This is a genomic window from Nannocystis exedens, assembly GCF_002343915.1.
Classification (GTDB): domain Bacteria; phylum Myxococcota_A; class Polyangia; order Nannocystales; family Nannocystaceae; genus Nannocystis; species Nannocystis exedens.
Window position 1 is genome coordinate 695,450 of record NZ_NETK01000002.1, and the last position, 26,992, is coordinate 722,441.

18 protein-coding genes are annotated in these 26,992 nt (G+C 72.1%); 10 read left to right on the plus strand and 8 right to left on the minus strand.

Translation table 11 applies throughout. From position 1 onward, the window contains the following. Positions 1-44: 44 nt before the first annotated feature. Positions 45-1,772, plus strand: coding sequence for a serine/threonine protein kinase (locus tag NAEX_RS46705; RefSeq protein WP_096334400.1), 1,728 nt, complete (start codon positions 45-47; stop codon positions 1,770-1,772). A 9-nt stretch (positions 1,773-1,781) separates the two neighbouring features. Here the strand turns inward: NAEX_RS46705 and NAEX_RS46710 are convergent, their stop codons facing one another. From NAEX_RS46710 to NAEX_RS46720, 3 genes are all read right to left on the minus strand, one after another. Further along, on the minus strand, positions 1,782-2,537 hold the full coding sequence (locus tag NAEX_RS46710) for a CPBP family intramembrane glutamic endopeptidase (RefSeq protein ID WP_096334401.1): 756 nt from the start codon (positions 2,535-2,537) through the stop codon (positions 1,782-1,784). 721 nt (positions 2,538-3,258) lie between these two features. Next, entirely contained in the window at positions 3,259-4,608 is a 1,350-nt protein-coding gene (locus NAEX_RS52635; protein WP_177325851.1) for a hypothetical protein, read from the minus strand. A gap of 235 nt (positions 4,609-4,843) precedes the next feature. Beyond that, a complete protein-coding gene (locus NAEX_RS46720) occupies positions 4,844-5,677 on the minus strand; it encodes a methyl-accepting chemotaxis protein (RefSeq protein WP_096334402.1) in 834 nt (277 codons plus the stop codon). Positions 5,678-5,733: 56 nt separating this feature from the next. On the opposite strand from NAEX_RS46720, the gene gltX reads away from it, so the two are divergent. After that, a complete protein-coding gene (gene gltX / locus NAEX_RS46725; protein ID WP_096334403.1) occupies positions 5,734-7,224 on the plus strand; it encodes a glutamate--tRNA ligase in 1,491 nt (496 codons plus the stop codon). A 79-nt stretch (positions 7,225-7,303) separates the two neighbouring features. On the opposite strand, the gene NAEX_RS46730 is transcribed toward gltX, so the two are convergent. The 4 genes from NAEX_RS46730 to mazG all read right to left on the minus strand — a co-directional run bounded on the left by NAEX_RS46730 (position 7,304) and on the right by mazG (position 14,918). Further along, positions 7,304-8,689, minus strand: coding sequence for an adenylate/guanylate cyclase domain-containing protein (locus NAEX_RS46730; protein WP_096334404.1), 1,386 nt, complete (start codon positions 8,687-8,689; stop codon positions 7,304-7,306). A 109-nt stretch (positions 8,690-8,798) separates the two neighbouring features. Further along, positions 8,799-10,721, minus strand: coding sequence for a hypothetical protein (locus NAEX_RS46735; protein ID WP_096334405.1), 1,923 nt, complete (start codon positions 10,719-10,721; stop codon positions 8,799-8,801). A gap of 1,659 nt (positions 10,722-12,380) precedes the next feature. Further along, positions 12,381-12,983 (minus strand): hypothetical protein, encoded by a 603-nt coding sequence (locus tag NAEX_RS46740; RefSeq protein WP_143140148.1) that lies wholly within the window; start codon positions 12,981-12,983, stop codon positions 12,381-12,383. Positions 12,984-13,994: 1,011 nt separating this feature from the next. Continuing rightward, complete coding sequence (gene mazG / locus NAEX_RS46745) at positions 13,995-14,918, minus strand: nucleoside triphosphate pyrophosphohydrolase (RefSeq protein WP_245914027.1); 924 nt, start codon at positions 14,916-14,918, stop codon at positions 13,995-13,997. 42 nt (positions 14,919-14,960) lie between these two features. Between mazG and NAEX_RS46750 the strand changes: the two genes are divergently transcribed. The 5 genes from NAEX_RS46750 to NAEX_RS46770 all read left to right on the plus strand — a co-directional run bounded on the left by NAEX_RS46750 (position 14,961) and on the right by NAEX_RS46770 (position 21,019). Then, positions 14,961-16,547 carry a PhoH family protein gene (locus tag NAEX_RS46750; RefSeq protein WP_245914028.1) on the plus strand — a complete coding sequence of 529 codons (1,587 nt, stop codon included), beginning with the start codon at positions 14,961-14,963 and terminating at the stop codon, positions 16,545-16,547. 167 nt (positions 16,548-16,714) lie between these two features. Continuing rightward, complete coding sequence (locus tag NAEX_RS46755) at positions 16,715-18,043, plus strand: SGNH/GDSL hydrolase family protein (RefSeq protein ID WP_096334407.1); 1,329 nt, start codon at positions 16,715-16,717, stop codon at positions 18,041-18,043. A gap of 212 nt (positions 18,044-18,255) precedes the next feature. Then, on the plus strand, positions 18,256-19,995 hold the full coding sequence (locus NAEX_RS46760) for a TldD/PmbA family protein (RefSeq protein ID WP_170136621.1): 1,740 nt from the start codon (positions 18,256-18,258) through the stop codon (positions 19,993-19,995). A 119-nt stretch (positions 19,996-20,114) separates the two neighbouring features. Beyond that, positions 20,115-20,417 carry a hypothetical protein gene (locus NAEX_RS46765; protein ID WP_096334409.1) on the plus strand — a complete coding sequence of 101 codons (303 nt, stop codon included), beginning with the start codon at positions 20,115-20,117 and terminating at the stop codon, positions 20,415-20,417. Then, positions 20,414-21,019, plus strand: coding sequence for a hypothetical protein (locus NAEX_RS46770; protein WP_096334410.1), 606 nt, complete (start codon positions 20,414-20,416; stop codon positions 21,017-21,019). The genes NAEX_RS46765 and NAEX_RS46770 overlap by 4 nt, the downstream gene beginning before the upstream one ends. Before the next feature lie 16 nt (positions 21,020-21,035). On the opposite strand, the gene NAEX_RS46775 is transcribed toward NAEX_RS46770, so the two are convergent. Next, positions 21,036-22,265 carry a KamA family radical SAM protein gene (locus NAEX_RS46775; RefSeq protein ID WP_245914029.1) on the minus strand — a complete coding sequence of 410 codons (1,230 nt, stop codon included), beginning with the start codon at positions 22,263-22,265 and terminating at the stop codon, positions 21,036-21,038. Positions 22,266-22,341: 76 nt separating this feature from the next. Here NAEX_RS46775 and NAEX_RS46780 point away from each other — a divergent pair, with 76 nt between their 5' ends. From NAEX_RS46780 to ybeY, 3 genes are all read left to right on the plus strand, one after another. Further along, entirely contained in the window at positions 22,342-23,604 is a 1,263-nt protein-coding gene (locus NAEX_RS46780; RefSeq protein WP_245914030.1) for an adenylate/guanylate cyclase domain-containing protein, read from the plus strand. A 68-nt stretch (positions 23,605-23,672) separates the two neighbouring features. Then, positions 23,673-25,553, plus strand: coding sequence for an HD family phosphohydrolase (locus tag NAEX_RS46785; protein ID WP_096334412.1), 1,881 nt, complete (start codon positions 23,673-23,675; stop codon positions 25,551-25,553). 86 nt (positions 25,554-25,639) lie between these two features. Next, positions 25,640-26,989 (plus strand): rRNA maturation RNase YbeY, encoded by a 1,350-nt coding sequence (gene ybeY / locus NAEX_RS46790; RefSeq protein WP_100792689.1) that lies wholly within the window; start codon positions 25,640-25,642, stop codon positions 26,987-26,989. Positions 26,990-26,992: the final 3 nt, after the last annotated feature.

The window sequence follows — 26,992 nt, forward strand, 5'->3', positions numbered from 1 at the left end:
CCGTCGCTCCCGATGTCGGGGTATAGTCGGAAGCTGAGGCTTCCGTGGTCGAACCTATTCGCTCGCGCACGACGCTCGATCCGGCCCCAGGCGCGCGGATCGGCGGCAAGTATGAGATCGATCGCCTGATCGCTCGCGGCGGCGTCGGCGTGGTCTATCTGGCCCACGACCGCGAGAACCAACGCGAGGTCGTGATCAAGTTCCTCGCTGGACATCTGACCGGCGAGTCCGAGGCGAGCGCCCGCTTCGATCGCGAGGTCGAACGCCTCAGCGCGATCCAGCATCCGAACATCGTCGAAGTCCTGGGGCACGGGCACGAGAACGGCGCGCCGTACCTCGTCATGGAGTACCTGCACGGCGAGTCGTTGCTGACCTTCCTGAACCGCAAGGGCTACCTGTCGCTGGCGGAGTTCGTGCCGATCGCGGCGCAGATCCTGAAGGCCCTCGGCTACGCCCACGGCCGCGGCCTGATGCACCGCGACATCAAGCCCGCCAACATCATGCTCATCACCCGCAAGGGGCGGGCCAACTTCGTCAAGCTGCTCGACTTCGGCATGGCCAAGCTGGTCGAGGGCGAGCAACGCGACATCACCACGGAGCAGGTGCTCGGCACGGCCAACTACATGGCCCCCGAGCAGGTCCGCGGCGAGCCGCTCGACGAGCGCGTCGACGTGTACGCGTGCGGGCTGCTGTTCTATCGCATGCTGGCGGGCGCGCCGCCGTTCGTGGCCGACAACAACCAGGCGCTGCTTTACAAGCAGGTCCACGAGCAGCCGGCGCCGCTGGCGGTCAAGCTGCCGCCGGGCACCGAGGTGCCGCCCGCGCTGTCGCAGCTGATCGATCGCTGCATCGCCAAGGATCCGGAGGCGCGGCCGCTCGACGCCAACGCGCTGACCGAGGCGCTGGTCGCCTGTGTGCCGTCGCACCTGTTCCGCCTGCCGCTGGCCGAGGGCGCCGACCCGAGCGCGACCGCGTCGACGCTGGCGATGGTGCCCGACCTGGCCCCCTCGACCAGCCTGGTCGGGCGCGAGCTGCCGTCGGGGTCGATGAAGCCGATGCCCCGCAAGCGGCGCCAGTCGGCGGTCGTCAGCCGCAGCGTCAGCGCGGCCGACCTGGCCCAGCTCGACGGCGAGGCCGAGGGCCCGTCGATCACCGCCGCGATGCCGACCGAGCCGCGCACGAGCTCGACGCGGTGGATCGTGATGGGGGCCGGGGCGCTGGCGGCGGTGGTCGCGGCGGCGTTGATGTTCGGCGGGGGCGGGAGCGCCGCCAACGCGAGCGAGGAGGAGGGCGCCGACGCGGCGAGGGTGGCGGCGCGCCTCGATCAGGTCGACGCGCTCATCCTCGACGGCGACTTCGGCAAGGCCCGCGAGGCGCTCGAGGCGGTCCGCTATCAGCTCCACGCGGTGCCGAACGGCGAGAGCCGGGCGTCGGCGCAGGAGCGCAAGATCGCGGTGCTCATCGGCCTCCAGGTGGCGCGCCAGCTCGAGCAGGCCGGCGACAAGGGCGCGGCCGACAAGGCGTACCGCGACGTGCTGGCGCTCGACGCCGGCAACGCCGAGGCCCGCGCCGGCCTGGCCCGCGTCCTCGCAGCCGCCAGGACGACCGAGGCAGAGGCGCCGGAGGAGCCGCGGGCGAAGGCCAGGCCGCGTCCCAAGTCGGGCGACGGCAAGCCGGTGACCAAGGCGAGCGAGCCGAAGCGCGACGACGCGTTCAAGCTGCCGGCCAAGAAGAACGAGGACTCGATCTTCCTGCCGACCAGCAAGAAGTGACAGCGCGCGTCAGCCGTGCAGGCTGAGCACGTAGACGTCGTAGAGCGCGTGCGTCCAGGCGGCGACGGCGAAGCCGCGCAATTGGTAGACGAGGGCGAAGAACACGCCGGCGAGGGTGCGGTAGACGAAGGCGGCGTAGGTGAAGGGCTCGCCGGCGGGGCCGACGTGGTGCGCGAGGCTGAAGATCAGCGACGACAGCACCAGCGCGCCGAGCCACGCGCGCCGCCGGCCGGTGAGGCCCGACAGCAGGAAGCCGATGCCGCCCATGCCGAGGACGCGGAAGATGAGCTCCTCGTGCAGGCCCGCGCCGGCCGAGATGACGGCGATGTCGGCGACGCTGGTGCGAGCCGCGACCGCCAGCCCGGGCACGAGCTCGGTGAAGCGGTGGATCACGAGCAGGATCAGCGTGCCCATGGTCGAGGCGTAAAAGCCCGACTCGACCAGCATCGGCACGAATCGCTGGGGGCTGAAGCGGCCGTAGCTGCGCAAGATGACGAGGATCGCGGCGTAGCCGAGCAGGCCGGCCCCGAGCGCGGCCATGTAATTGCCGAGATCGCGGGCGCACAGCTCGATCAGCGACTTGGTGACGAAGTCGACGCCGTTGAGGCCGAGGCCGCCGGAGCCGAGGATCCCGAGCTGATAGACGAGCAGCAGCGGGAACACCAAAACCGCGCTGGTGAACGGATCGATCCGCGCCGAGAAATGCTCCCAGAAGGCGCTCCGCGCGCGAGGCGGCGGCGGCCGAGGCGGCTGTGCACGGGCCATGCGCCGCCAAGCCTGCGCGAGCCGGCGTCAGCCGCCAAGCAATCGGCCAAAACGACCCCGTCGGAGGGAGAGGCCGGAGGGCGCCGCCAGGCGCGCCGGGAGGCGCTGAGGCGGCCAGAGACTGCGGGCGCTTTCGCGGCGGAGGCGCGATCCCACGCCTGCCGAGCGAAATCGAGCGCCGAGCCGGCGCGCCGCTGCCGTTCAGGTCGCGGAAATCAGCGCATGCAAGCGGGCACGACTGCCTGCGCCGTGACGAATCGAGCATTCGTGCCCCCTGGGTTTGGGCCCTGCGAACGGGGGAAATCGATGCAGTCATCCATCGACCCCGCCTCACGGTCGGGCCTGGCGCAGCAAGGGGATCGACCGCGACGAATCGAGCCCGCACGACGCGAACGAGGCGGGGCAGGGATCGGCCGACGAATCGAGCCCATGGGACGAGCCCGGACGAGGCTGGGGCACGGATCGGGCGCAGCGACGAATCGAGCCCCGCGCGACGAGTCCGGAGGACGCTCGCCGCCGCGACGAATCGGAGCCGCGCGACGCTGTGACGAATCGAGGGCCGCGCGGCCCAGCTTCAGCGGCAGGGCTCGAGCCCGGAAACGAACCTCGGGGACCGACAATCGAGCCCTGGAGCTCGACGACCAACGAATCGAGCCCTGGAGCTCGACGACCAACGAATCGAGCCCCGGCGGTGGACCGGGGCTCGGAAATCGCAGCCCGGCTACTTGCGCTTGCCGGGCTTTTTGACGGGCTTCTTGGCCGCGGGCTTCTTGGCGGCGGGCTTCTTGGCCACCGGTTTCTTGGCGGCGGGCTTCTTCGCCGCGGGCTTCTTGGCCACCGGCTTCTTCGCTGCGGGCTTCTTGGTGGCAGCCTTCTTGACGAGGGGCTTCTTGGCGGCGGGCTTCTTGGCCAGGGGCTTCTTCGCCGCCGGCTTCTTGGCGAGGGGCTTCTTCGCCGCCGGCTTCTTCGCAGCGGGCTTCTTGGGTACGGCCTTCTGCTTCTTGACCTTTTCGGCCTCTTTGGCCTTCTTGGCCTTTTCGGCTTCCTTGGCCTTCTTGGCCTTCTCTTTGGCCTTTTCGGCCTCCTTGGCCTTCTTCGCCTTCTCGGCCTCCTTCGCCTTGCGGCCGGCCTCCTTCTCGGCGAGTTTCTTGGCCTTCTCGGCCTCCTGGGCCTTCTTGCGCTCCTCGGCCTCGCGCTTGGCGGTCTCCTTGGCCGTGATGGCTTCCTGCTTCTTCTGCTCGGCGTCGAGGCGCTTCTGCTCGGCGGCCCGGATGCGCTCCTCTTCCTTGCGGCGCTTCTCGTCTTCCTTGGCCTGCTTGGCGGCGTTGCGGGCCTGCTCCTTTTCGAGCTTCACGCGCTCGCGTTCCTCTTCCTTGCGGCGCTTCTCGTCTTCCTTCTCCTTGCGCTTGCGGTCGCGCTCGGACTCGCGGCGGAGGCGTTCTTCTTCGCGGCGCTGGGCCTCCAGGACCTTGCGTTGCTCGGCTGCGGCTCGCTTTTCGGCGTCTTCTTCGGCCTGGCGGCGCTCGCGCTCGGCGGCGATCTCCTCGGGCGAGGGGCCCATCTCGAGGCCGAGCAACTGGCGGACTTCCTCGCCGGAGACGCGCTCGCCCCGGCGCTCGTCGGCGGACTCGCCGCGGCCATGGACCAGAAGCCGCGTCAGATCGCTGCGGAACATCACCTCGGCCTTGTTATCGCCCATCAGCTCGCTGACGTAGCCGACGCCGAACGTGGGGTGGACGACGATCTGGTGGAGCTGGAGAAGCGCCTTGGGGCTGTAGCGAACGGCGTTATTCACGTCGTACGTGTGGACCCCGTCGAGCCAGGACAATTTCTTCATACTCTTGCGCCGGGACACGCTCAGCGGCTCCGGGCTCTCGTCGTCCCGGCCCCGCGGAGGCTTGAAGGAGTGAATATCACCGCAGACGCCGCACTGAACGCGGCGGATCTCGTCGCCGTAGCTCTCGAGGATGACGTGCGTGGTATCGGCGCGACACTTGGGGCAGTAGGCCTCAGTTTCGCCGCCGTTCGAGCTCTGGTTGCCACCGAAATGGCTCTCGAAGATCTGGTCCATGGCTTATCTCCGGACCTGGGCCGCTGGGCCAGTGACGTAGCATGCCCGGATTTGGAAGTACAAGCCCAAATTGGAGGATTTTGCCGGGGATGGCTCGCCCGAACGGGCCCGGCACGGGCGATGGTCGCAAGGCCGCCCGCTCGGGAGATTCGCTGGACGAGCCGCGAGTGCCGTGAATTTTCGGGTTTGGACCGGGAGTCTCTTGGGCCCGTGCCCATGGGACAGGTCGTCCGGGTCACACGGAAAGCGGCGGATCGCCCTCGCTGGTGCCCGCAGCGCCGCTCCCCCGCGCTCGCCCGAACTCTTCGCCGTGGCCCTCGCCGGGCTCGAGGCCCATCGTCTGCATCAGCTTGCGAACGTCGGTGACGGTGCTCTTGGCCCGATCGGCGAGCGTGCCGAGCTCGCGGCAGACGACGCGGAACGCGCGGCCGTACTCGCCCGCCTGCGCGGCGATGATGTTGCCGTTGAGCGCCAGGAGCTGCAGGCGGCGGGCGACGTCGTCGAGGAAATGGATCACGCCCTCCATGCCGTCGGCCGCCTCCTCCTGGGCCGCCGTGCGCTGCTCGACGCCGATCCGGGCCGCCGCGACCAGCGACTCGTAGAAGGACTGCTCCGACTGGAAGGCCTCGATCATGCCGATCGGCGCCGTCTCGTCGGGCGAGGTGGTGGGGTAGAGCGGGCGGGCGGTGACGAGGTAGACGAGGCCGTTGCGCTTCAGCGAGCCCTTGAAGATCTCGCGCTTGCGCAGCACCACGTCGACCAACTCGGCGTCGGCGTAGCCGCCGATTTCGCCGGGTTTGCCGACGCCGAGGGCCGACGTCGAGGCGATCCGGCGGTTGCCGTGGTAGAGCGTGATGCCGAGGCTCGTCGCCCGGGCGAGCAGCGGCAGGAGCGTGTTGTCCTGGTCGAGGACGGTGTCGCCCGCGCGCAGGCGGCCCTCGACGCGGTGGAGGCGACCGAGCCGCCGAATCACGTTGTCGCACAGCTCGGTGGCCGAGACCCCCCGGTCGAGGATGCGGCGCCGGATCACCGACCACACCGCGTTGAAGATCTGGGTCTCCGTCGTCATTTCGCTCACGTGCCCGCAGTGTACTGGGCCCGGCGGCCCCGTGGTAGGAGCCCGTCATGACCGGACAAGACGGCGCGCGGCCGCCTGGGCGCCTGCCTCCGCGCGTGCGGATCGCCCCGAGCCCGACCGGCGACCCGCACGTCGGCACGGCCTACATCGCCCTGTTCAACTACGTGTTCGCCCGCAAGCACGGCGGGACTTTCATCCTCCGGATCGAGGACACCGATCAGGAGCGCTACACCGCCGGCAGCGAGGCCGCCATCTTCGAGGCGCTGCGCTGGCTCGGCCTCCATTGGGACGAGGGCCCCGACGTCGGCGGCCCGCACGGCCCGTACCGCCAGTCGGAGCGCCTGCCGCTGTACCGCCAGGAGATTCAGAAGCTGGTCGAGAAGGGCGAGGCGTACCCGTGCTTCTGCACCAAGGAGCGGCTCGACGCGCTGCGCCGCGACCAGATCGCGGCCAAGCAGTCGACGCTCGGCTACGACGGCCACTGTCGCTCGCTTTCGCCCGCGGAGGCGGCGGCGCGGATGGCGGCCGGCGAGGCGCACGTGATCCGCTTGCGCGTGCCCGACGACGGCGAGACCGTGTTCGTCGACCACCTGCGCGGCGAGCTGCGGTTCGAGAACCGGCTGATCGACGACCAGGTGCTGTTCAAGTCGGACGGCTTCCCGACCTATCACCTCGCCAACGTGGTCGACGACCATCACATGGGCATCACCCACGTGATCCGCGGCGAGGAGTGGATCACGTCGACGCCGAAGCACGTGCTGCTCTACAAGGCCTTCGGCTGGGAGGCGCCCGAGTTCTTCCACCTCGGCCTGTTGCGCAACGCCGACAAGTCGAAGCTGTCGAAGCGCAAGAACCCGGTCTCGGTGTTCCACTACCGCGACCTCGGCTACCTGCCCGAGACCCTGCTGAACTTCATGGCCAACCTCGGCTACAGCATGGGCGACGACCGCGAGCGCTTCACCGTCGGCGAGATGATCGCCCACTTCGAGTGGTCGCGCGTCAGCGCCGGCGGGCCGGTGTTCGACCAGACCAAGCTCGAGGCGTTCAACGGCGCCGACATCCGCGGCATGTCGCCGGACAAGCTGTACGACCGCCTGATCGCGCGCGAGCTGTCGCGCGAGCGCATGGTGCCGCTCCTCGCCCAGGCCCAGGAGCGGGTCAACCGGCTCGACGACTTCATCCCGTACCTGGCGTTCTTCTTCGGCGGCAGCCTCGACTACGGGCCGGTGCTCGACAAGCTCAAGGTCAAGGACCGCACGCCCGCCGAGGTCGCGACCACGCTCGAGGCGTTCGCCCAGGACATCGAGCGCGACCCAGCGGCCCGCGAGTTCACGGCCCCGGCCATCGAGGCGTTCGCCCGCGGGTTCTGCCAGGCCAACGGCTGGAAGAACAAGGACCTGTTCATGCTGCTGCGCGTGGCGGTCACCGGCCGCACCGCCTCGCCGTCGCTGTTCGAGACGATGGCGCTGTGCGGCAAGGACCGCTGCCGCCTGCGGATCCGCGACGTCGTCGCGCTGCTGCGCGCGCAGCCGAGCTGAGTGGCCCGGTGGACATGTCCGAAAGGACATGTCCGCGGGATCATGCACGAAGGAGCATGCCCGAAGGGGCATGCCCCAGTCACGGCGTCAGCTCGACGGCCGGCACCTCGCCGAAGCCCTTGGCGTAGATCACGCGGTGGCTGCAGGATGACCCCAGGGACATGTTCTGCAAGAACGCCGGCTGGGTCAGCAGGCGGCCCGGGGTCGCGGCGGCCTCGAGGCGGGCGGCGAGGTTGACGGTGGCGCCGACGACCGTGTGCTCGAGGCGGGCGGGCGAGCCCATGTTGCCGTGGACCAGCGGGCCGGCGGCGACGCCGATCCGCAGCTCGAGCGGGCGGCCGCCGTCCTCGGCGATGGCGGCGTTGCAGGCCGGGAGCTCGGCCAGCATCGCCAGGCCGCAGCGCACGGCCGCGACCGCGAGCTCGCCGACCGGCCGCAGGCCGCGCGGGTCGATGAACACGACCATGATGCCGTCGCCGAGCCGCTTGTCGATGATGCCGCCGTGGGCGAGGATCACGGCGTCCATGTGCTCGAAGTAGCGGTTGAGCTGGCGGACCACCTCGTCGGCCCCGAGCTCGCTGCAGCGGCGCGTGAAGTCCTTGACGTCGGCGAACAGCACCGCGCCCTCGGTGAGGCGCCCGCCGACCCGGACCTCCTCCTCGGGGTTGATCCGGATCGCCTCGATGACGTGGGCCGGCAAGTAGTGGGCGAGCTTGCGCTGGGTCAGCTCGGCGTCGCGGCGCTCGAGCGCGGAGGCGTCGAGGCGGCGCAGCAGGTCGGGCAGGGTGGCGCGCACGTAGGACCGCAGGCGCTGCAGCTCGGCGACAGGGTCGTCGATGATCCGCTCTTCGTAGTAGATGTCGTAGCAGCAGTGGCGCACGGCCGGGTCGAGGTGGATGCACTCGCGGTGCTCGACCCGCGCCGGCGGGAGGCTCCAGATCGTCGGGATGGCCTCGAAGAAGCCGCGGCGGCTCCAGCAGGCGCCGGGGCGGTCGGCGATCTCGTGTTCCATCACCGCGCGCACGCGGGCGGCGCCGTGCCGGCGATCGACGAGCTGCATGCGGGTGATCCGGTTGCCGCGGGTGTACATGCGCTCGATGTCGCCGAAGAACTCGCCGGGGCCCTGCAGCGCCCACAGGAGCAGCCACATCGGGCCCATGTCCTGGCGCTGCATCATCGACGCGGAGGCGTCGCGCCAGTGCTGCCACAGCGGGTGGTCGTAGCCCGGCGACGTCTGGAGGCCGCACAGGTGCAGCGCCGCGGAGTCGCAGAAGCGGCGGTCGAACTCGACCGAGCTCCACCGCTCGGTGTCCTGCAGGTACTCGAGGCTGAGGCCGGCGGTCTCGACGATCCGGTCGGCGACGTCGACGCCGAAGCGCTCGCAGAAGTAATGGATCAGCGTGAGCGCGAAGCGGTTGCTGAGGTGCGCCTTCGTCAACGCGGGGTCGTAGACGCGCTCCGGCACGCGACCCAGAGTACCGCGCCGGGACGGGGCTGGCGAGGCTCAGGCCGCTGCTGAGGCGCGGCGACGAGATGTCCTCGGGGACATGTGTGTTTCCGCCCGGGTGTGGGCGTCAGGGGTTCTGCGCGGTAACCCAGGCGCCGATGAAGCCCTCGGGTGGGACGCCGCAGTTGCTGCCGGCGTAGTCGGGGCCGTTGAAGCCGACCTTGAACACGACGCCGGAGGGGTTCACCAGCTTGACCCGGTAGGACCGCCCGGCGATGAAGGTCTTCTCCTTGGCGAAGGCGAGGGTGATGATGAATCGCTTCGACTGGCCGGCGTTGACCTGCGAGAAGGCGCTGCCGGCGGCCGGGCCGAGCACGCCGTTGGCCGGGAACGAGAACGGGCTCGCGGTGAGGTGGATGTACTGGTCGCCGATGCTGTACTCGGCGCCGCCGCTGTCCTGGTAGATCTTGGCCGACGAGACGTCGAAGGCGCTGCCGCCCCCCATGGTCTCGAGCATCAGCGGCACCTTGTCGAGCCGCAGCGCGCTGGCGGTGTTGTTGTAGACGGTGAAGGCGAGGGTCGCGACCTCGCGGAAGTCGACGCCGTCGGGCGGGAGGAACCGCTTGTCGACCGGCGGGTCGTCGGTCTGCACGAACACGACGCCGGCGTTGCAGCCCCCGCCCTTGGTGGTGCCGCAGTTGCTGAGCGCGTTGAGCTCGCAGGTCTTGCTCGGGTTGCAGAACCACTGCTGGCAGCCCTGGAACACGCCGCACTCGCTGTTGGCGGCGCAGGGCATGAACAGCGGGCAGCGCTGGCCGGTCGCCGGATCGGGCGCGGCCGAGGCGCAGGCGGGGAGGGGGTCGACGCACACGCCGTTCTCGCAGACGTTCGTCGCGCAGTCGGCGTCGATCAGGCAGCCTTCGCCGGTCTGGCACTCGGGACAGGTCGGGCCGCCGCAGTCGACGTCGGTCTCCTCGCCGTTGTGGAGGTCGTCGTTGCACGTCGGGGGCTGGCAGGTCTGACCGGTGCAGACGCCGCTGTCGCAGTCGGAGCCGACCTCGCAGGTCTCGCCGGCCTGGCACTCGGGACAGGTCGGGCCGCCGCAGTCGACGTCGGTCTCCTGGCCGTTGAGCTTGGCGTCGCTGCAGCTCGGGGCCTGGCAGACCTGGAGGGTGCAGACCTGGCTCTGGCAGTCGAGGTCGTCGTCGCAGCCGTCACCGGGCCCGCACGGCGGGCAGTCACCGCCGCAGTCGACGTCGGACTCGCCGCCGTTCTCGACGCCGTCGTCGCACGCGGCGGCCTGACAGACCTGGCCGGTGCAGACGCCGCTGGCACAGTCGCCGTCTTCGTCGCATGCGCCGCCCGGGTTGCACGGGGCGCAGGCGGGGCCGCCGCAGTCGACGTCGGTCTCCATGCCGTTCTCGGCCCCGTCGTCGCAGGTCGGCGGGACGCACTGCTGGGCGACGCAGAGCTGTCCCATGGGACAGTCGTCGGGCAGGAGACACGCGACGCAGGTGCCCTCGCCGTCGCACACGCCCGTCGCGCACGGAGCCCCGGGCAGCAGGGCGACCTCGTCGCAGACGCCCGCCTGGCAGGCAGGCGCGTGGCACTCGGACGCCTCGGCCGGGCAATCCGTGTCGTCCCGGCAGCCGCCCATGCCGGTGGTCGTGCTGGTGTCGCCGGTGTCGCCGGTCGCGGTCGTCGTGTCCGAGGTCGCGGTGCCGTCGCCGGCCGTCTCGGTGGCGCTGGCAGGACCGGTGGCGTCGGTGGTCGCGTCGGTCGCGGTGACCGGGCTGGTGGTGGTCGTGGTGGTCTCGCCGCCGGTGAGGGTCGTCGTGGGGTCGCCGGTGGTCGGACCGGTGGCGCTCAGCGAGTCCGAGGCGCCGCTGGTCGGCACGGCGGAGTCGCTGGTCGTCGGGACATGTCCGGAAGTGCTGGTCGTCGTGCTGCCGGTGCCGGTCGCGCTGCCGCCGTCGGTGGTCGCGGAGGTGCTGTCGCCGCAGGCGAGGAGGAGGGCGAGGACGAGGGCAGGAGCGGGCCGGGTCGACATCAGAGACCGACGCTACTGCCTGGGCCGCCAGCCGCGGGAGGTCGGCCCGCTTGCCCTGCGTCACGCGCACGTCGACGCCACGCCGATATGCGCCTACCCGTGCCCGCCGGCCGGCCCTCGGCCCGCCGACGCGTCGCGCTCGGTGGACCGCCGCGAGCCCCGAGCCGCGCGCTTCTGCTCCGCGCAGGTCTGTCCTCTGGGACATGTGAGGTGGCGCGCGGGGGGCGAGAGATCGGCCGTGCGCGCCGCGCCGACATGCGCGCGCCGCTCTTCGGGCCGAGGGGGTCGGAGCGAGGCAGGGCGAGGGCTTCCGACGGGACGCACGCGTGACGAACGCGTGCCACGGCCACGACTCGTTCGCCTCGCCGCTGGGCTTGAGGGCTTCGCACTCGCGGCGCGGTCTTCTCGGCGGGTCGCCGTCGACTCCCGGCGCCAGCAGAGCAGGGCAGGCCGAGCGGAGTCGCGGGGCGTGGCCGATAGGACATGTCGCCGTCGCCAGGCCGGCGCCCTGAGAGGAGGGTTGGTTCCTGCCGGCGCGCAGAGGACCGCCATGGTCTGGCAGCGGACATGTCTTGATGGACATGTCGCCCAGCGGGGAGCGTGTCGGCGCGGGGGCCGATCGGAGTCTCGCGGGCAAGGTCACATGGCCTCGAGGGCATGCCTCCGAGGACATCATCTCGCCGCCGGCGAGGGAGCGCCGCTGCGGGCGCGGGCGGCGAAATCATGGACACAGGGCAGCGCAGACGTCCGCTGCAGGTCCGAGGTGCGCCGCGGCCGCGAGGTTCGCCGATCGATCTGCAGGCTGTCTTTTGAGACAGGCTTGGGATCGGTCCGGCGAGGGACGCGAAACGCCGCGGCGGACGCGCAGCATGGGCATCGGGAGGGGCAAGCGAGATCTGCAGGGGCCGGACGGCGCGTTCGACTGCCGCCTCGAGGTTCGCCCCGTGGATGAGCGCTGCGGTTGCCGCGACGTGGCGGTGCCGGGAGTTCGACGGGCTGGCCGGGCAGAGGGCGCTGCGGGTCCGGCTCCGACCTGCGACGACGCTGTCGGCGGCGCGCCGGATTGCGGGCGTGGAGGCTCGCGCCGCGAACTCAGTGGCCGCGGCTGTCGGGCGGCGCGACAGGTTCGGGTGGGCGAGGGATTGCGGGGGTCCGACTCCGACTTGCGACGACCTGGTGGCTCGGGGCGCCGAGCCGCTGCAGGCCAAGGGCCAGCACCTCGGCTGGAGCACCGGCCATCGATCGGCGCTGCACACGGCGATCGCATGGCGGTCGCGGCGGTCGCTCGATCCTCCATGGCGGGCGCGAGAGGCTCTCACGGGCCGGTGCTGCGGGGTCTTCACGAGCGGCGGGCAAAGGTGCCGCGCGGGCTCGTCGCTCGATCGACCTGCGGAGCCGGGCACGACAGGCACCTACAACGGCCGCCGTCGCCATCTCAGCAGGCCGCGAGATGCTGCGCCGCGCAGCAGCTTCGTCCGCTCGCCTTCTCGGTCCAGGCGCGACCTGCACCTACACAGCCGGATGGTGGAGGCATGCGGGGCCGGGCAGGGCGCCGCGCACGTCGCTCGTACGACGATCGGGTGAAGCACGGGCGCGACCGGCACCGCGAGGCCGCGGGGGTTCAGACGCGCTCGGGCAGGGCCGCGAGGCCGCGGGGGTTCAGACGCGCTCGGGCAGGGCCGCGGTGCCGCGGAGGGCCGAGACGGCCTGCAGCAGCCAGACGAGGGCGAGGCAGCTGGCGAGGCCGAGGCCGACGGCGAAGGGCCCCAGCGGCAGCAAGACGGCCAGGAGCGCGGCGGCGGCGATCCAGGCGTGGCGCAGCGCCCGGGCGGCGCGGGCGGTGCGGCCGAGGGCGCGGACCAGCGTCGCCAGCTGGGCCTCGTCTTCGGGCTGCAGCGGCGACTGGGTGCGCGCGGGCAGCAAGCGGTGGTTGTACCAGAGCAGGCGGGTGGCGATCTGATGCAGGCGGGCCAGCTCGACCACCGGCTCGGCTTCGCTGGCGGCGATGACCGAGGGCGTGTGGCTGAAGACGCCGGGCACGAACACGCGGGCGCGGTTGAGCGCGTTGACGGCCTCGGCGAGGAAGCTGCGGGCCTGGGCCGCGGTGCGCTCCGGGTTGTCCTCGGCGTCCTGACTCTCCAGGGTCAGCAGGGCGAGGTGGAGGGCGTCGCAGGCCTCCCCCAGCGGGCGCTGCGCGGCCGGAACCAGCGACTCTTCGTCGGGTTCGCAGCGGCGATACGCGCTCATCTGGGGAGGAGCCATCACCAGGCAGCATAGCGGACGGCGGGAAGCGGGCCAGCGCTGGCGAGCGCGCGGCGGGCTCGGCTGTGATCGCGGCCGCCCGCCCTCAGCTGTCCTTCGGGACATCCGGCCCGCCGGCTTCGCGGCGCGCGCCCGCGCCTGGGCTCGTTCCACCAGCCTCACGGGGGCAGCCGGCGGCGACCGCTGGCGGCGAGCCGGGCGGTCTGTCGGGCCCCGAGCGCTCGCGAGGCTCGCTGTCCTTCCGGACATCCGACTCGGATCGGCCCCGGCCGCGCCTTGGCCTCGTCTCCCGGTCGCCCGGTGGGAGCGACCGGTGACCGCTGGCGAGCGGGGCGGTCTGCCGGGCCCCGAGCGGCGGGAGGCTTGCTGTCCTTTCGGACATCCGACTCGGATCGGCCCCCGGCCGCGCCTCGGCCTCGTCTGCCCGGTCGCATGGCGGGAGCGACCGGTGATCGCTCGCGGTGGGCTGAGCGTCCGCGGGCTCGAGCGCTCGGAGCTTGCTGTCCTTGGGGACATCCGGCTCGCATCGGCCGTGCCGTGCCTCGGCCTCGTCTTCCCGCTCGCCCGGCGGGAGCGACCGGTGATCGCGCGTGGTGGGTTGAGCCTCCGCGGGGCTCGAACGCCCGGAGCTTGCTGTCCTTGGGGACATCCGGCTCGCATCGGCCGTGCCGCGCCTCGGCCTCGTCTTCCCGCTCGCCCGGCGGGAGTGACCGGCGATCGCGCGCGGGGGGCTGAGCGTCCGCGGGGCTCGAGCGCCCGGAGCTGGCTGTCCTTGGGGACATCCGCTCGCATCGGCCGCGCCGCGCCTTCCACCCGTCGCCCGGCGGGAGCTACGGGTGACCGCGGCGAGCGAGCCGGCCCACGGGGCTCGATCGCTCGCGGATCTGGCTGTCCTTTGGGACATCCGAACTCGCCGGCGCGCGCCCCCGACCTGGCCTCGTTCTACCAGCCGCCGGCAGCCGATGGCGACCGCTCGCGGCGAGCACGGCGTCGCTCGAGCGGCCTGCGATGCTAGCCGTCCTTGGGGACATCCGACTCGGGTCCGCCGGCGCGCGCCCGCGCCTTGGCCTCGTTCCACCAGCCGTCGAGTCGTTCGAGCCCCGCGGCCTCGGGCTCGATGCCGGCGGCGTGGCAGCGCTCCATCACGTAGGCGAAGCGGGCCTCGAACTTGGCGCAGGTGGCCCGCAGCGCGTCCTCGGCGGCGACGCCGAGCTTCTGGCCGTAGCGCACCAGCACGAACAGCAAGTCGCCGAACTCCTCCTCGATCGCTTTCGGGTCGCCTTCGGCCCGCGCTCGCTCGAGCTCCTCCCACTCCTCGCGGATCTTGTCGACCGGGCCCTGGATCGTCGGCCAGTCGAAGCCGACGGCGGCGGCCTTGTCTTGCAGCCGCCACGCCCGCTGCAGCGCCGGCAGCGAGCGGGGCACGCCGGCGAGCGGGCGAGCCGGGCCACGAGCTGCCCCTTCGGACATGTTCTCGGCGCGCTTGAGCTGGGCCCACTGGCGGGCGACGTCGTCGGCGTCGCGTGGCGCGTCCTCCGCGGCCGGCGCGAACACGTGCGGGTGTCGGCGGATCATCTTGTCGCGGATCGCGGTCACCACGTCGTCGAGGTCGAACGCGCCCTCGCGCTCGCGCAGGGCCGACTGGAAGACGATCTGGAACAGGAGATCGCCGAGCTCGCGGCGGTGCGCCTGGGGGTCGGCCAGCGCGTCGAGGACCTCGTAGGCCTCCTCGATGAGGTAGGGCCGCAGGGTGTCCAGGGTCTGGGCCCGGTCCCACGGGCAGCCGCCCGGGTCGGCGAGCAGGCGGTCCATGAGGTCGCGCAGGCCGTCGAGGCCGTCGCGCAGGCCGAGGGCGCGGTGATCGGGCCCGGCGGGCTCGGCCGCGCCCGCCGGCGAGTCCGGCTTTGCCTCCGAAGGGTCGCGTGGTAGCTTCACGGGCAGCCCATTACCACGGGCGGCCCACGCCTGAACCCCCCAGTGACGATCCGACTCAGCTTCGAAGATCAAGTCCCCCTCCAGCTCGTCCTCGGCTCGGTCGGTGGGCAGGCGATGGAAGAACTTCAGCGGGCGGCGGGGGTGACGCTCCACGTCCGCGGCGGCGACGTCACGATCGAGGGCGACGACGGCGCGGCCGCGCTGGTCGAGCGCCTGCTCCGCCAGATGGTGGCGATGGCCCGCGCCGGCACCCCGATCCACCCGGGTGATCTGCCGCGTGCGCTCGAGGTGATGCGCAACGAGCCGCGCGTCGACCTGCGCTCGCTGTTCGACGACACGATCATCCCGCGCAGCGGCAGCGGGCGGCCGATCGCCCCGCGCAGCCTGGCGCAGAAGCACTACGTCGACTGCCTGCGCCGCTTCGACCTGACCTTCGGCGTCGGCCCGGCCGGCACCGGCAAGACCTACCTCGCGGTGGCGACGGGCGTGCGCATGCTGCTCGACAAGCGCGTGCGCCGGATCATCCTCGCCCGCCCGGCGATCGAGGCCGGCGAGAGCCTCGGCTTCCTGCCGGGCACGATGGAGGAGAAGGTCAGCCCGTACATGCGCCCGCTCTACGACGCGCTGCACGACATGCTCGACGTGCAGAAGGTGATGCGGATGATGGAGCAGGGCATCATCGAGATCGCGCCGCTGGCGTACATGCGCGGGCGGACGCTCAGCGAGACGTTCCTGATCCTCGACGAGGCGCAGAACACCACGCCCGAGCAGATGAAGATGTTCCTGACGCGCATCGGCGCCGGTACGCGCGCGGTCGTCACCGGCGACCCGACGCAGAACGACCTGCCGTACGGCAAGCGCAGCGGCCTCGGTCACGCGCTGCGGGTGCTCCGCGGGGTCGAGGGCATCGCGTTCTGCAGCTTCACGCACACCGACGTGATGCGCCACCAGCTCGTGCAGCGCATCATCCTCGCCTACGACCGCGAGGATCAGCGCCGCCGCGCCACGAGCGGCAAGCCCGGGCGCCCGGCCGAAGGGCCCGCGACGCCGAGGCCCCGCGCGACGCCGCCGAGGCCCCCGCCGACGACGACGCGGGCGAAGGCCGCTCCTGAGCCGCGGGTGCGCGCGGCAGCCGTGCCTGCGAATGCCGCTCGCGCCGCCACCCGGCGGTTCGAGCAGCGCTCGCGAGAAAGACGGGAGCGACGACCGCGTCCCCGACACCATCTTCGGACGAGAGGCGATTCACTCCGCGCAGCGATCCGCCACGGTTGCGGAGGCCGAGGGCTTGCGGCGCTGGGTTCGGGCGCGGCGCGTGACGAGGAGCTCGGCAGCGACGACCGCGATCCCGAGCTCGGCGGGGAGCGGCTCCCTCCGAGCGAGTTTCGAACGCTCGCGGCGCGTCGAACCTGCGGACGACCCGGTCGCACGCCTGCGTGCAGGGCGGGATGGATGCTCGGCGCCGCCGCGGCCTCGCCGATGCCGGTCGCCGAAGTCCTGGCGAAGCCCCGTGCGAATCAGGAATCGGCTCGCCTCCCTCGGCGCGGGGAGGGGCGGCCGCGAGCCGACGTCGGGCCTCGTGAGCGAAGCGGCATGCCTCGTTGCGGCGTCCGCATGACGTCCGCTTCGTGAGGGCCATCGCTGGCCCTTCCTCTTCGTGCATGCGGGGGGTGTGACAGGTGTCCTCGGGCTCCAGACCCCGGAGGGTGTCACGACCGCGTCGCGGTTTTGTGTGGATCGGCTCGCGGCCGTTCGAGTAGTGTGACGTGGTGAACTACGACTGTCGTCTCGCTGTCACATTGCCGCGGCCTGCGGGCCTCCTCGCCCTTCTTCTCGCCATCGGTTCGCCGGCGTGCGGCGAGACCGAAGACGCCAGCGCGACCGCGCCGACCAGCGGGGACACCAGCAGCGAGGCGAGCAGCGACTCGACCGACAGCAGCGGCGGTCCGCCGACGACGACCGACGGCCCCGTCACCGAGACGGGCGGCAGCGACAGCGACAGCGCGACCACCGGGCCGACCACCGGGCCGACCACCGGGGACGAGGAGACCACCAGCACCACGAGCACCACCGGCACCACGGACACCACCGAGACCACGAGCCCGGTGACCGACGGCACGACCACCTCGACGACCTCGACCTCGACGACCTCGGACACCACCGGCGACGAGACCACCGGCACCACCGGGGAGCCGTCCAACACCGACTGTCTGCTCGAGGGCTTCGCCAACCCCGACATGGCGCTCAAGCTCGATTACGATCAGTTCGATCCGGTCATCGGCTCGCACTGCAAGGGCACCAACCACCAGGACATCACCGACATCGAGCGGGTGGTGTTCCTCGGCGACTCGGTCACCGTCGGCACCCCGCCGGCGCTCGGCGACGACTACTACCGCTCCAAGCTGGCGGACGTGCTGGTCGACCGCTTCGGGCTGACGCCGCCCAACGCGCTGTGGAAGCAGGCCAACCCGATCGACGGGGTCGCGCTGGTCAAGGAGTCGGGCGACTTCGTGTCGTGTTCGAAGTGGGGCGCCCGCACCGACGACTTCCTGCCGCCCGGCAACCAGGTCGACGACTGCTTCCCGCCCGACATGTTCGACAAGCGGACGCTCGTCATCACCACCATGGGCGGCAACGACATCGCCGCGATCGCCAAGGACGGGGCCAACGGCACCCCGCTCGACGAGGTCAAGGCCAACGCCGCCGAGGCGGCCGACCTGCTGCGCCAGACCGCCCACTGGTTCGTCGACGACCCCCAGAAGTTCCCGAACGGCGTGTTCCTGGTGTTCGCCAACGTCTACGAGTTCACCGACGGCACCGCCGACCTCATGGCCTGCCCGGCGGCGGGCCTCGGCGGGTTCGACAAGCCGTGGGAGAACCCGGCCGAGCTCATCGACGTGATGATCGGCTTCAACGAGCAGTTCATGAGCGTGGCCGTCGAGACCGGCACCGACATGATCTTCATGCTCGAGAACTTCTGCGGCCACGGCTTCAAGGCCGGCGACCCGAGCGCGCCGTGCTACCGCGGCCCGAACCAGCAGAACTGGTTCGACCTCACCTGCATCCACCCCACCGCGCAAGGCCACTCGGTGATCGCCGATCTGTTCACGGCCGTGATCGACGAGTAGCGCGTTCGCCGCGAACGTGCGCGGCGGGCGACGCGCGAAACCGCCCGCTGCGCATTTTCGCGCCCGGCTCTCCGGACGCGTCCGGTCACGCGTACCGGCGCGCATCGGTCGCCGCGGGCCGCCGGGAGGGTTTGCGGGGGGCCAGGCGGGGTTGCTTGCCTTGGGATCCGGGCACGGCTATGCGTGCAAGGCCAAGCCCCCCGGACACCCCAATGACCGCCGTATCGCGTCTTTCGCCGCCCTACAACCCGAATCAACCCCTACCGGACCCCGAGGCCGTGCTCGAGGTGCTGCAGCGGGAGCTCAAGCGGTCGATGGGGGGGCTGGTGGTGCCCGGCTCGCCCCGGCCGTACTTCATGCAGTACTCGCTGCGCCGGGTCCACGCGCTGCGCCTGCGGGCGGCCCACGGGGCGCTGCTGCGCTCGCGCGAGTCGACGGTCGGCCAGCTCTGGGCCGACGTCCGGGTCGGCAGCCACAAGTTCGACAACGTCATCGACGGCGGCCTCGGCGACCGCTCGGAGGACCGGGAGAGCAGCGACTGGGTCGACGCGCCCGACGACCTCAACCTCCAGGCGCTGCAGATCGGGCTGTGGAAGCTGACGCAGATCAAGTTCGACGAGGCCCTGGAGGACTACTACGAGCACCGCAAGGCGACCGTCAGCGAGTACCTGCGCGACGAGATCAGCTCCTTTACGCGTGAGCGGCCGGTCGTCCACAAGGAAGAGCTGCACCACGACCCGTTCCCGCGGGCCCAGTGGGAGAAGACGCTGGTCGAGCTGTCGCGGCGGTTCCTCGACCACCCGGAGGTCTACGACCCGAGCATCAGCCTGTCGGCCGAGCGGGTCCACCGCTGGCTGGTCAACAGCGAGGGGACGGCGGTCATCACCGAGGACGTGTACATCCAGCTCGGCATCGAGGGCTGGGTGCTGACCGAGGACGGGGTGTACGTCGAGGGCTCGCGCCAGCTGTACCTGCGGGCGGTCGACGAGGTGCCCGAACGCGCGCACCTCGAGCGCCTGCTGGCCGACGTGCTCGAGGAGCTGGCGGCGCTGCGGGCGGCCGACAGCCCGGGGGCGTTCATCGGTCCGGCGCTGCTGTCGGGCCAGGCCGCGAGCACGCTGTTTCACGAGGCGCTCGGCCACCGCCTCGAGGGCGAGCGGCTGATCGCCCGCGGCGAGAGCAAGACGTTCGCCCGCATGCGCGGCGAGCGGATCCTGCCCCGCGGGATCCACGTGTTCGACGACCCGACGCTGACGCACTGCGGCCGCGAGCCGCTGTGGGGCCACTACCGCGTCGACGACGAGGGCGTGCCGGCCCGGCGCACGCTGCTGGTCGACGACGGGGTGCTGAAGGGCTTCCTGCAGAGCCGCTGCCCGATCCCCGGCAGCGACCACTCGAACGGCCACGGCCGCCACGACGGGGTCGAGCGGCCGATGGCGCGCATGGGCACCTTCGTCGTCGAGGGGGCCCCGGGCTCGGGCGAGTCGTGGGACGCGCTGCGGACCCGCCTCATCGAGCTGGCGCGGGCCCAGGGGCGGCGCCACGGGGTCATCATCCAGCGCGTCCTCGCCGGCGAGACGTCGACCTCGGACTACGACTTCCAGGCCTTCAAGGGCAGCCTCGCCGAGGTCTATCTGGTCGACGCCCAGACCGGCAAGGTCCGCCGGATCCGCGACGTCGAGCTGATCGGCACCCCGCTGGCCGCGCTGCAGAAGATCACGGCCTTCGGCCGCGACCGCGAGACCGACCAGGGCTACTGCTACGCCGAGAGCGGCTCGATCCCGGTCAGCGGGATCGCGCCGCCGATCCTGCTGTCGGAGCTCGAGCTGCAGCAGAGCAGCACCACCGGCTACCACGACCCGCTGCTGCCGCCGCCGTTCGCCGACGACGGCTCGCGCGGGCGCAAGGGCGGGCTGCGCGAGCGCGGCAAGCGGAAGAAGCCCCTCAACTGAGGGGGCCCGGGCACGGCCCGGATCTCGCTCGAGCCCGACTCGCGGGCCGGTCCGTCCGGGCGGGGGTCGTCCGGCGCGGCCTGTTGCCGGCGGCGGCCGCCTCTGCCAGCCTCGAAGGGATGTGGCCCCTCGGGTTCGCCGGGCTGTTCTACCTCTGGAACCTCCGGACCTCGCTCCGGAGCGCCTATGAGGGCGCGCGGTGGCGGAACAGCGGCGGCGATCCGGTGCTCGGCCACGTCCTCGGCAACTTCCTGTTGCTGGCGATCGTCACCGCGGTGGCGTTCGTGCGGGCGGACGCGCTGCGCGTGGCGCTGCCGTGGTGGCTGCTGGCGGCCACCATCGGGCTGACGGTGGGGCACTTTGCGGCGATCGCCTGGCTCGAGGACCTCGGGGCGGTGCGGCGCGAACGGAGCGGGGCATGAGCGAGCTGTACAGCGTGATGGTCGAGTCGGCGGCGGGCGGCGAGGTCGTCCTGCGCGTCACCACGGTGCATCCTGACGCCGGGCCGCCGCCGGACACCGCCGGCTTCGCGGTCGCGGTCCTGCTCGACCTGTGGTCGCTGCTCGATCGCGGGTTCGCGGCCCTCGTCGACGGTTGCTCGCTCGAGCGGGCGGAGGCGCAGGCGCTGGCGCAGGACCCGGCCTGGGCCTCGCGCTGCCGGCACCTGCGCGAGCTGAGCTTCGGCCGCCAGGTCGCCTGCACCGCCGAGGAGCACGCGGCGCTGGAAGCGGCGATTCGGGCCGGCGAGCCGCTGCTGTTCCGCGGCGAGCCGGTCGGCGGGCTGCTCGGCTACGCCAATCAGGCCTACGTGTTCATCCCCGGCGACCCGGTGGTGTTCGCCACCGCGGTGGCGCCGCTGGTCGCGTCGCACGCGGTCGACGAGCGCGAGTTCGACGAGGGCTACGAGGACTGGCCCGAGGATCCCGAGCGCCGCCCACGGGCCCGCGTCCGGCTGAAGGTCCACGACGCCGGCTGGCTCGGCTTCGTGCGCCCCGGCTGGCGCTGGGACAGCGGCGCGCACTGAGCCGGGAGCTGGGGTCTCAGCCAACGCGTGGCGGATTCTCGGCGACAATTTCCGAGTAATCCCGCACACGTGCGTCGTAAGTCTTGAACTTCCACTCGAAGCCGGATCGCGCCGCCACGTAGCTCGGGCCGAGCGGGATCTTGCCGTCGCCGCCGGGCAGGTCGAGCACGTAGTGGGGCAGGCACAGGCCGGAGATGTGGCCGCGGAGGGCGGTCATCAGCTCGAGGCCGCGGTCGATGGTCGTCCGGAAGTGCGACAGGCCGCGGGTCGAGTCGCAGTGGTGGAGGTAGTAGGGGCGGATCCCGAGCGCGTAGACCAGCTCGCGGAACAGCGTCCGCAGGGCCTCGGCGTCGTCGTTGACGCCCTTCAGCAGGACGGTCTGGTTGAGCAGCATGAAGCCGGCCTCGCGCAGGGTGCGGGCGGCGGCGACGGTGGCGTCGGTGATCTCGCGGGCGTGGTTGAAGTGGGTGACCACGCAGACCATCAGGCGGCCCTTGAGCGCGGCCACCAGGCCGGGGCCCACGCGCTCGGGCAGGACCACCGGGATCCGGGTGTGCAGGCGCAGCAGGCGGACGTGGCCGATGGCCTCGATCCGCCGCCGGAGCTCCTCGAGGCGCTCGTTGGCGAGGATCAGCGGGTCGCCGCCGGTGAGGATGACCTCGCGGATCTCGGGGTGCGCGGCGATGTAGGCCAGGGCCGGCTCGAGGGTCTCGATCGAGTAGGCAGCCGCGTCGTCGTCGGCCAGCGACTCCTTGCGGAAGCAGTGCCGGCAGTACACGGCGCACTGATAGGTCGGGTAGAGCAGGACGCGGTCGGGGTAGCGGTGGGTCAGCCGCGCGACCGGGCTGTGGGCGGCGTCGCCGATCGGGTCCTCGCGCTCGCGCGGGTCGTGGACCAGCTCCTCGGCGCTCGGGATGACCTGGCGGCGGATCGGGTCGCGATCGTCGGCCCAGTCGATGAGCTCGAGGTAGCGCCGCGGCGCCTTGACGTGGAAGGTAGCGGCCGCCTCGGCGTCGCGGGCCCGGTCGGCCGGGGCGAGCGGCAGGTCGGCCAGGTCGGCGGCCCGCCGCAGCTCCAGCCGCTTGCGCGTCGCGGGCGCCGCCGAGGTCGCGAGCGCGTGACTCGACGCGCGGGGTTCGGGCCCCGACGAGCGAGCGGCGGGCGAGGTCCGATCGTCGCGTCCGGCGTCCGGGCGCCGACCATCGCTGCGCTGCGGCGCCTCCGCGTCGTCGTCCCGGTCGGCCACGATCGCGCGGAGGCTAGCCGCGGCGTCCGGGTGCGTCAACACGGGGGGGCGAGCTTTCGCTACCCTGGGCGCGGACGTGCCTGTCGCCGAGCAGACGGTGTGGGACGGAGAGGTCGACGAGCAGCGCCGGATCGGCGTGATGCTCGACCGGATCTTCGTCGCGACCGCGGTGGCGATCGGCGCGGCGACCGTCTTCCAGGCGGCGAGCCAGGCGATCGACCCGCTGATGAGCTTCAACCTGGTGGTCATCGCGCTGTTCCTCGGTCTGCGCGTGGTGGTCCGGCGCGGCCACGTGCGCGCCGTCAGCGTCGGCCTGGTGGCGACGCTGTGGAGCATCGTGACGATCGCGGTGTGGTTCGACGGCGGGCTCAAGAGCCCGTCGCTCGCGGCGTACCTGACGATCCTGATGCTGGCGGCGCTGCTGCTGCGCGCCCGGGCGCTGTGGGTGTACCTGGCGCTGTCGGCGGCGGTGGCGCTGGTGTTCGTGCTGGCCGAGAGCGCCGGCGTGCTGCCGCCGCGCCAGTCGGTGGACACGCTGGTGCGGCCGTTCTTCGTCCACCTGATCCACCTGCTGGCGTCGGCGCTGTTCCTCTACATGGCGGTCGACAGCCTCGAGCGGGCGCGGGCGCGGGCGCGGCGCAATCAGGAGCGGGCGGCGGTGCTGCTGACCCAGCTCGAGCGCGAGAAGGAGCGGGCCGACGAGCTGCTGCACAACATCCTGCCCGAGCGGGTGGCGGAGCAGCTCAAGCAGAAGCTGCAGCCGATCGCGGAGCGCTTCGAGGCGGCGACGGTGCTGTTCGCCGACATCGCCGAGTTCACGCGCTTCGCCGCCGAGCGCCCGCCGGACGTGGTGGTCGAGCTGCTCAACGACATCTTCTCCCGCTTCGACGCGCTGGCCGAGGAGCGCGGGCTCGAGAAGATCAAGACGATCGGCGACGCCTACATGGTGGTGGCGGGGATCCCGACGCCGCGGGCCGACCACGCGGCGGCGATGGCCGAGATGGCGCTGGCGATGCGGGACGAGTTCGCGCGCTTCGTGGCCGCGCGCGAGCTCGCGCTCGGGCTGCGGATCGGGCTCCACTGCGGGCCGGCGGTCGCGGGCGTGATCGGCCGCCGCAAGTTCATTTACGACCTCTGGGGCGACACCGTGAACACCGCCAGCCGCATGGAATCGCTCGGCCAGGTCGGCGAGATCCAGGTGTCCGAAGCGGTCGCCACGGCCCTCCAGGGCCAGTTCACGTGCGTTCCGCGGGGCAGCATCGCGGTCAAGGGGAAGGGCGAGCTGCAGGTGTTCTGGTTGCAGGGCCGGGCGAATAAGCCGGCAGTCGTGGGGTCTTGAGTCCTCACGTCGGTGGGGCACGTGAAGGTGTGCATGGCGCTGCGCCGCGCCGGTGTACGCTGAGCCGGATGGACGAGGGGCTGCTGCGATACCCCGACGTGCTCGCCTATCTCCGGCAGCTGGCCAGAGATCCGGCGTTCGGTCGGGTGCAGTACGTCACCGAACTCGGTGGCACGCTGCGCGCCGCGGTGATCGGGCGCGGCCGGGCCCGACTGGCGATCGTCGAGGCGCTCGGGTTCGTGCCGCCGGAGTTCGACGTCGTGCTGGTGGTCGGCCCCGAACGCTCGCTGGCGGCGGCGCTGGGGCGGATGCCGGTCCACCGGGCGCACGCGCTGGCGCTGCCGACCTCCACGGGGCGGCTGCGGCGGGCCATCGACGAGGCGCTGCTGGCGGTCGAGGCCATCCTGCAGAGCCGCGTCGCCGATCAGCTGGTCGAGGTCGGCCTGGCGCTCAACCGCGAGCGCGACCCCCGGCGCGTCCTCGAGCTGATCGTCCGCCACGCGCGGGCCATCACCGGCGCCGACGCCGGCTCGATCTACGTGGTCGAGGACGACGGGGCGACGGTGCGCTTCCGCGTCGCCCACAACGACTCGGTCGCCGCCGATTTGCGCGACCACACCCTGCCGGTGTCCGACGCGTCGGTGGTCGGCGCCTGCGTGCTGAGCGGCCAGATCATCAACCTCGAGGACATGTACTCCGAGACAGGTCGCACCGCGCTCGGCCGCACGTTCGTCCACGACCGCTCGTTCGACGAGCGCTTCGGCTACCAGACGCGCTCGCTGCTGACGGTGCCGATGCGCGCGCCCGAGGGCCAGGTGATCGGCGCGGTCCAGCTGATCAACGCCAAGGACGGCCGCCACCCGCTGGCCTGGCCGGCCGACTTCGGCCGCCGCACTCGGCCGTTCTCGGCCGCCGACGAGCGGGTCTGCCTGGCGCTGGCGACCCAGGGCGCGGTCGCGCTCGAGAACGCCAACCTCTACGCCGAGGTGCAGGCGCTGTTCGAGGGCTTCGTGCGCGCGAGCGTGACGGCGATCGAGCAGCGCGACCCGACCACGAGCGGCCACAGCCAGCGGGTGGCCGACCTGACGGTGGCGCTGGCGAAGGCGGTCGACCGCTCGGACGGGCCGCTGGCGGCGGTGAAGTTCTCGGCCGACGACCTGCGCGAGATCGAGGTCGCGGGGCTGCTGCACGACTTCGGCAAGGTCGGCGTGCGCGAGCACGTGCTGGTCAAGGCGAAGAAGCTGTTCGACTGGGAGCTGACGCTGGTCGAGGAGCGCCTCGACCACCTGCGCACCGCGGCGCGCCTGCGCCTGGCCGAGCGCGAGCTGATCGCCGTGCGCGACGGGACGATCGACGTCGAGGCGGCGCGGCGGGCGTTCACGGCGGAGCTGCTGCAGATCGAGCGCTGGCGCGAGGTGGTGCGCCGCGCCAACGAGCCGGCGCTGCTGCCCGAGGCGGTGGAGGCGGAGATCCACGAGGTCGCGGCGGCTCGCAGCCACACGCCGGACAAGGTGCTGCGGATCCTCGACGACGCCCACTTGACGGCGCTCCGGGTCGCTCGCGGCAGCCTCACCGACTCCGAGCGCTCCGAGGTGCAGAACCACGTGCGCCACACGTTCGAGTTCCTGCGCCAGATCCCGTGGGGCCAGCGGCTCAGGCGGGTGCCCGAGATCGCCGGGATGCACCACGAATACCTCGACGGCAGCGGCTATCCCCGCGGCGCCGCGGCCGCGGCGATCCCGATCCAGGCCCGCATGATGACGGTGGCCGACATCTTCGACGCCTTGACCGCCGCCGACCGCCCGTACAAAAAAGCGGTGCCCGTGCAGATGGCGCTCGACATCCTCCACGCCGAAGCCTGCGCCGGCAAGCTCGACCCGGTCGTGCTCGAGGTGTTCGTCGGCGCGCGGGTCTACGACCGCCTCGACCTGTCGGGAGGTCGCAAGTGATGGCGCGGCGGACGAGGGCGGGGGGCGGCGGTGCGGCGCGGGCGAGCGGGCGGGTCGAGTCCGCGGGCAGCGATTTAAAGGACGAGGTGGGCGCGCGAGGCGGCGCGCTCGCGGACGCGGAGACCGACGCGGACGAGCGTGGTGACGAGGCGAACGGCGAGGCGGTCGAGGACGCTCACGCGGACGAGGACGCCGAGGACGGGGCGGACGAGGACGCTGATCCGTACGCGGACGCCGAGGACGGGGCGGACGAGGACGCTGATCCGTACGCGGAGAGCGACGAGGGCCCGGACGAGGACGCTGAGGACGAGGCGGACGAGGACGCTGATTCGTACGCGGAGAGCGACGAGGCCTCGGACGAGGACGGAGACGACGACATCTACGCGGACGAAGGAGACGACGGCGACGAGGGGGATTCCTTGCTCGACGACGCTGACGCGGACCACGACGACGACGCGGACGACATCTTCGACGACGGAGACGAGGGGAACCAGGACGCGTCTTCGAGCGATGTCTCCGACGATGACGGTGACTCGGACGAGGGCGACGACGCGTACTCGGACGACGTCTCCGACGACGACGCTGACTCGGACGAGGAGACCGACGAGGCCGGAGTCGAGCCCGACGCCGACGACGCGACCGGGGGCGACGCCGCCGACGACGAGGCCCCGGGCGAGGAGCCCGGCCCGGACGCTGGGAACGACGACGAGCGCGACGCGCTCGCGGCCGACGACGCAGACGACGACGATCGGGCCTTCCCGCCCGGCTCGTTCCCGGACGCCGAGGACATGGCCTTCGCGCCAGGTCGCGGCCGGATCGGCTTCACCGTCGCCCCGCGGCGCAAGGTCCCGCGGTGGTTCGTGCAGGCGCTGGCGCGGCGGGTCGCTCGCGCCGCGCGGCGGCTCGGGATCGGGTCCGGCGCGGCGGTGACCTGCCACCTGGTCGACGACCCCGCGATCGCCCGGCTCAACGCCGAGCACATGGGCAAGGTCGGGCCGACCGACGTGCTGTCGTTCCCGGCCGGGCCGCTCGGGCCGGGCGAGGGCGAGGGGACGGCGGCCGGCGACGTCGTGATCAGCGTCGACGCGGTCCGGCGCCAGGCGCGGGCCCGGCTCGGGATCTCCGGGGTGACCGAACGGACAGGTGTCAAGCGACAGGTCCTCTGGGGCCTGGTCATCGAGACCGGTCCGAAAGAGCCTGTCCTTCCAGACATGGTCGAAAATTCTGCCGAGGCCGCGGCCGCGCTCGACGAGGCGACCGTGCTCGCGGTCCACGGCCTGTGCCACCTGCTGGGCCACGACCATGGGCGGCGCGGCGAGGCGCGGGCGATGCACCGGGCCGAGCGGCGCGCGCTGCAGGCGGCCGACACGCCGGACGTGCCGCGGCCCTACGGCATCGACGCGCGCCGGGAGCGGCGCGTGAGGAGGACGCGGTGACGC

Coding starts and splice junctions, on each gene's coding strand:
- NAEX_RS46760 (WP_170136621.1), top strand. CDS start 18,256: ATGACCGCCGTATCGCGTCTTTCGCCGCCCTACAACCCGAATCAACCC.
- NAEX_RS46720 (WP_096334402.1), bottom strand. CDS start 5,677: ATGACGACGGAGACCCAGATCTTCAACGCGGTGTGGTCGGTGATCCGG.
- NAEX_RS46785 (WP_096334412.1), top strand. CDS start 23,673: ATGGACGAGGGGCTGCTGCGATACCCCGACGTGCTCGCCTATCTCCGG.
- NAEX_RS46770 (WP_096334410.1), top strand. CDS start 20,414: ATGAGCGAGCTGTACAGCGTGATGGTCGAGTCGGCGGCGGGCGGCGAG.
- NAEX_RS46765 (WP_096334409.1), top strand. CDS start 20,115: ATGTGGCCCCTCGGGTTCGCCGGGCTGTTCTACCTCTGGAACCTCCGG.
- gltX (WP_096334403.1), top strand. CDS start 5,734: ATGACCGGACAAGACGGCGCGCGGCCGCCTGGGCGCCTGCCTCCGCGC.
- NAEX_RS46710 (WP_096334401.1), bottom strand. CDS start 2,537: ATGGCCCGTGCACAGCCGCCTCGGCCGCCGCCGCCTCGCGCGCGGAGC.
- NAEX_RS52635 (WP_177325851.1), bottom strand. CDS start 4,608: ATGGACCAGATCTTCGAGAGCCATTTCGGTGGCAACCAGAGCTCGAAC.
- NAEX_RS46740 (WP_143140148.1), bottom strand. CDS start 12,983: ATGGCTCCTCCCCAGATGAGCGCGTATCGCCGCTGCGAACCCGACGAA.
- NAEX_RS46735 (WP_096334405.1), bottom strand. CDS start 10,721: ATGTCGACCCGGCCCGCTCCTGCCCTCGTCCTCGCCCTCCTCCTCGCC.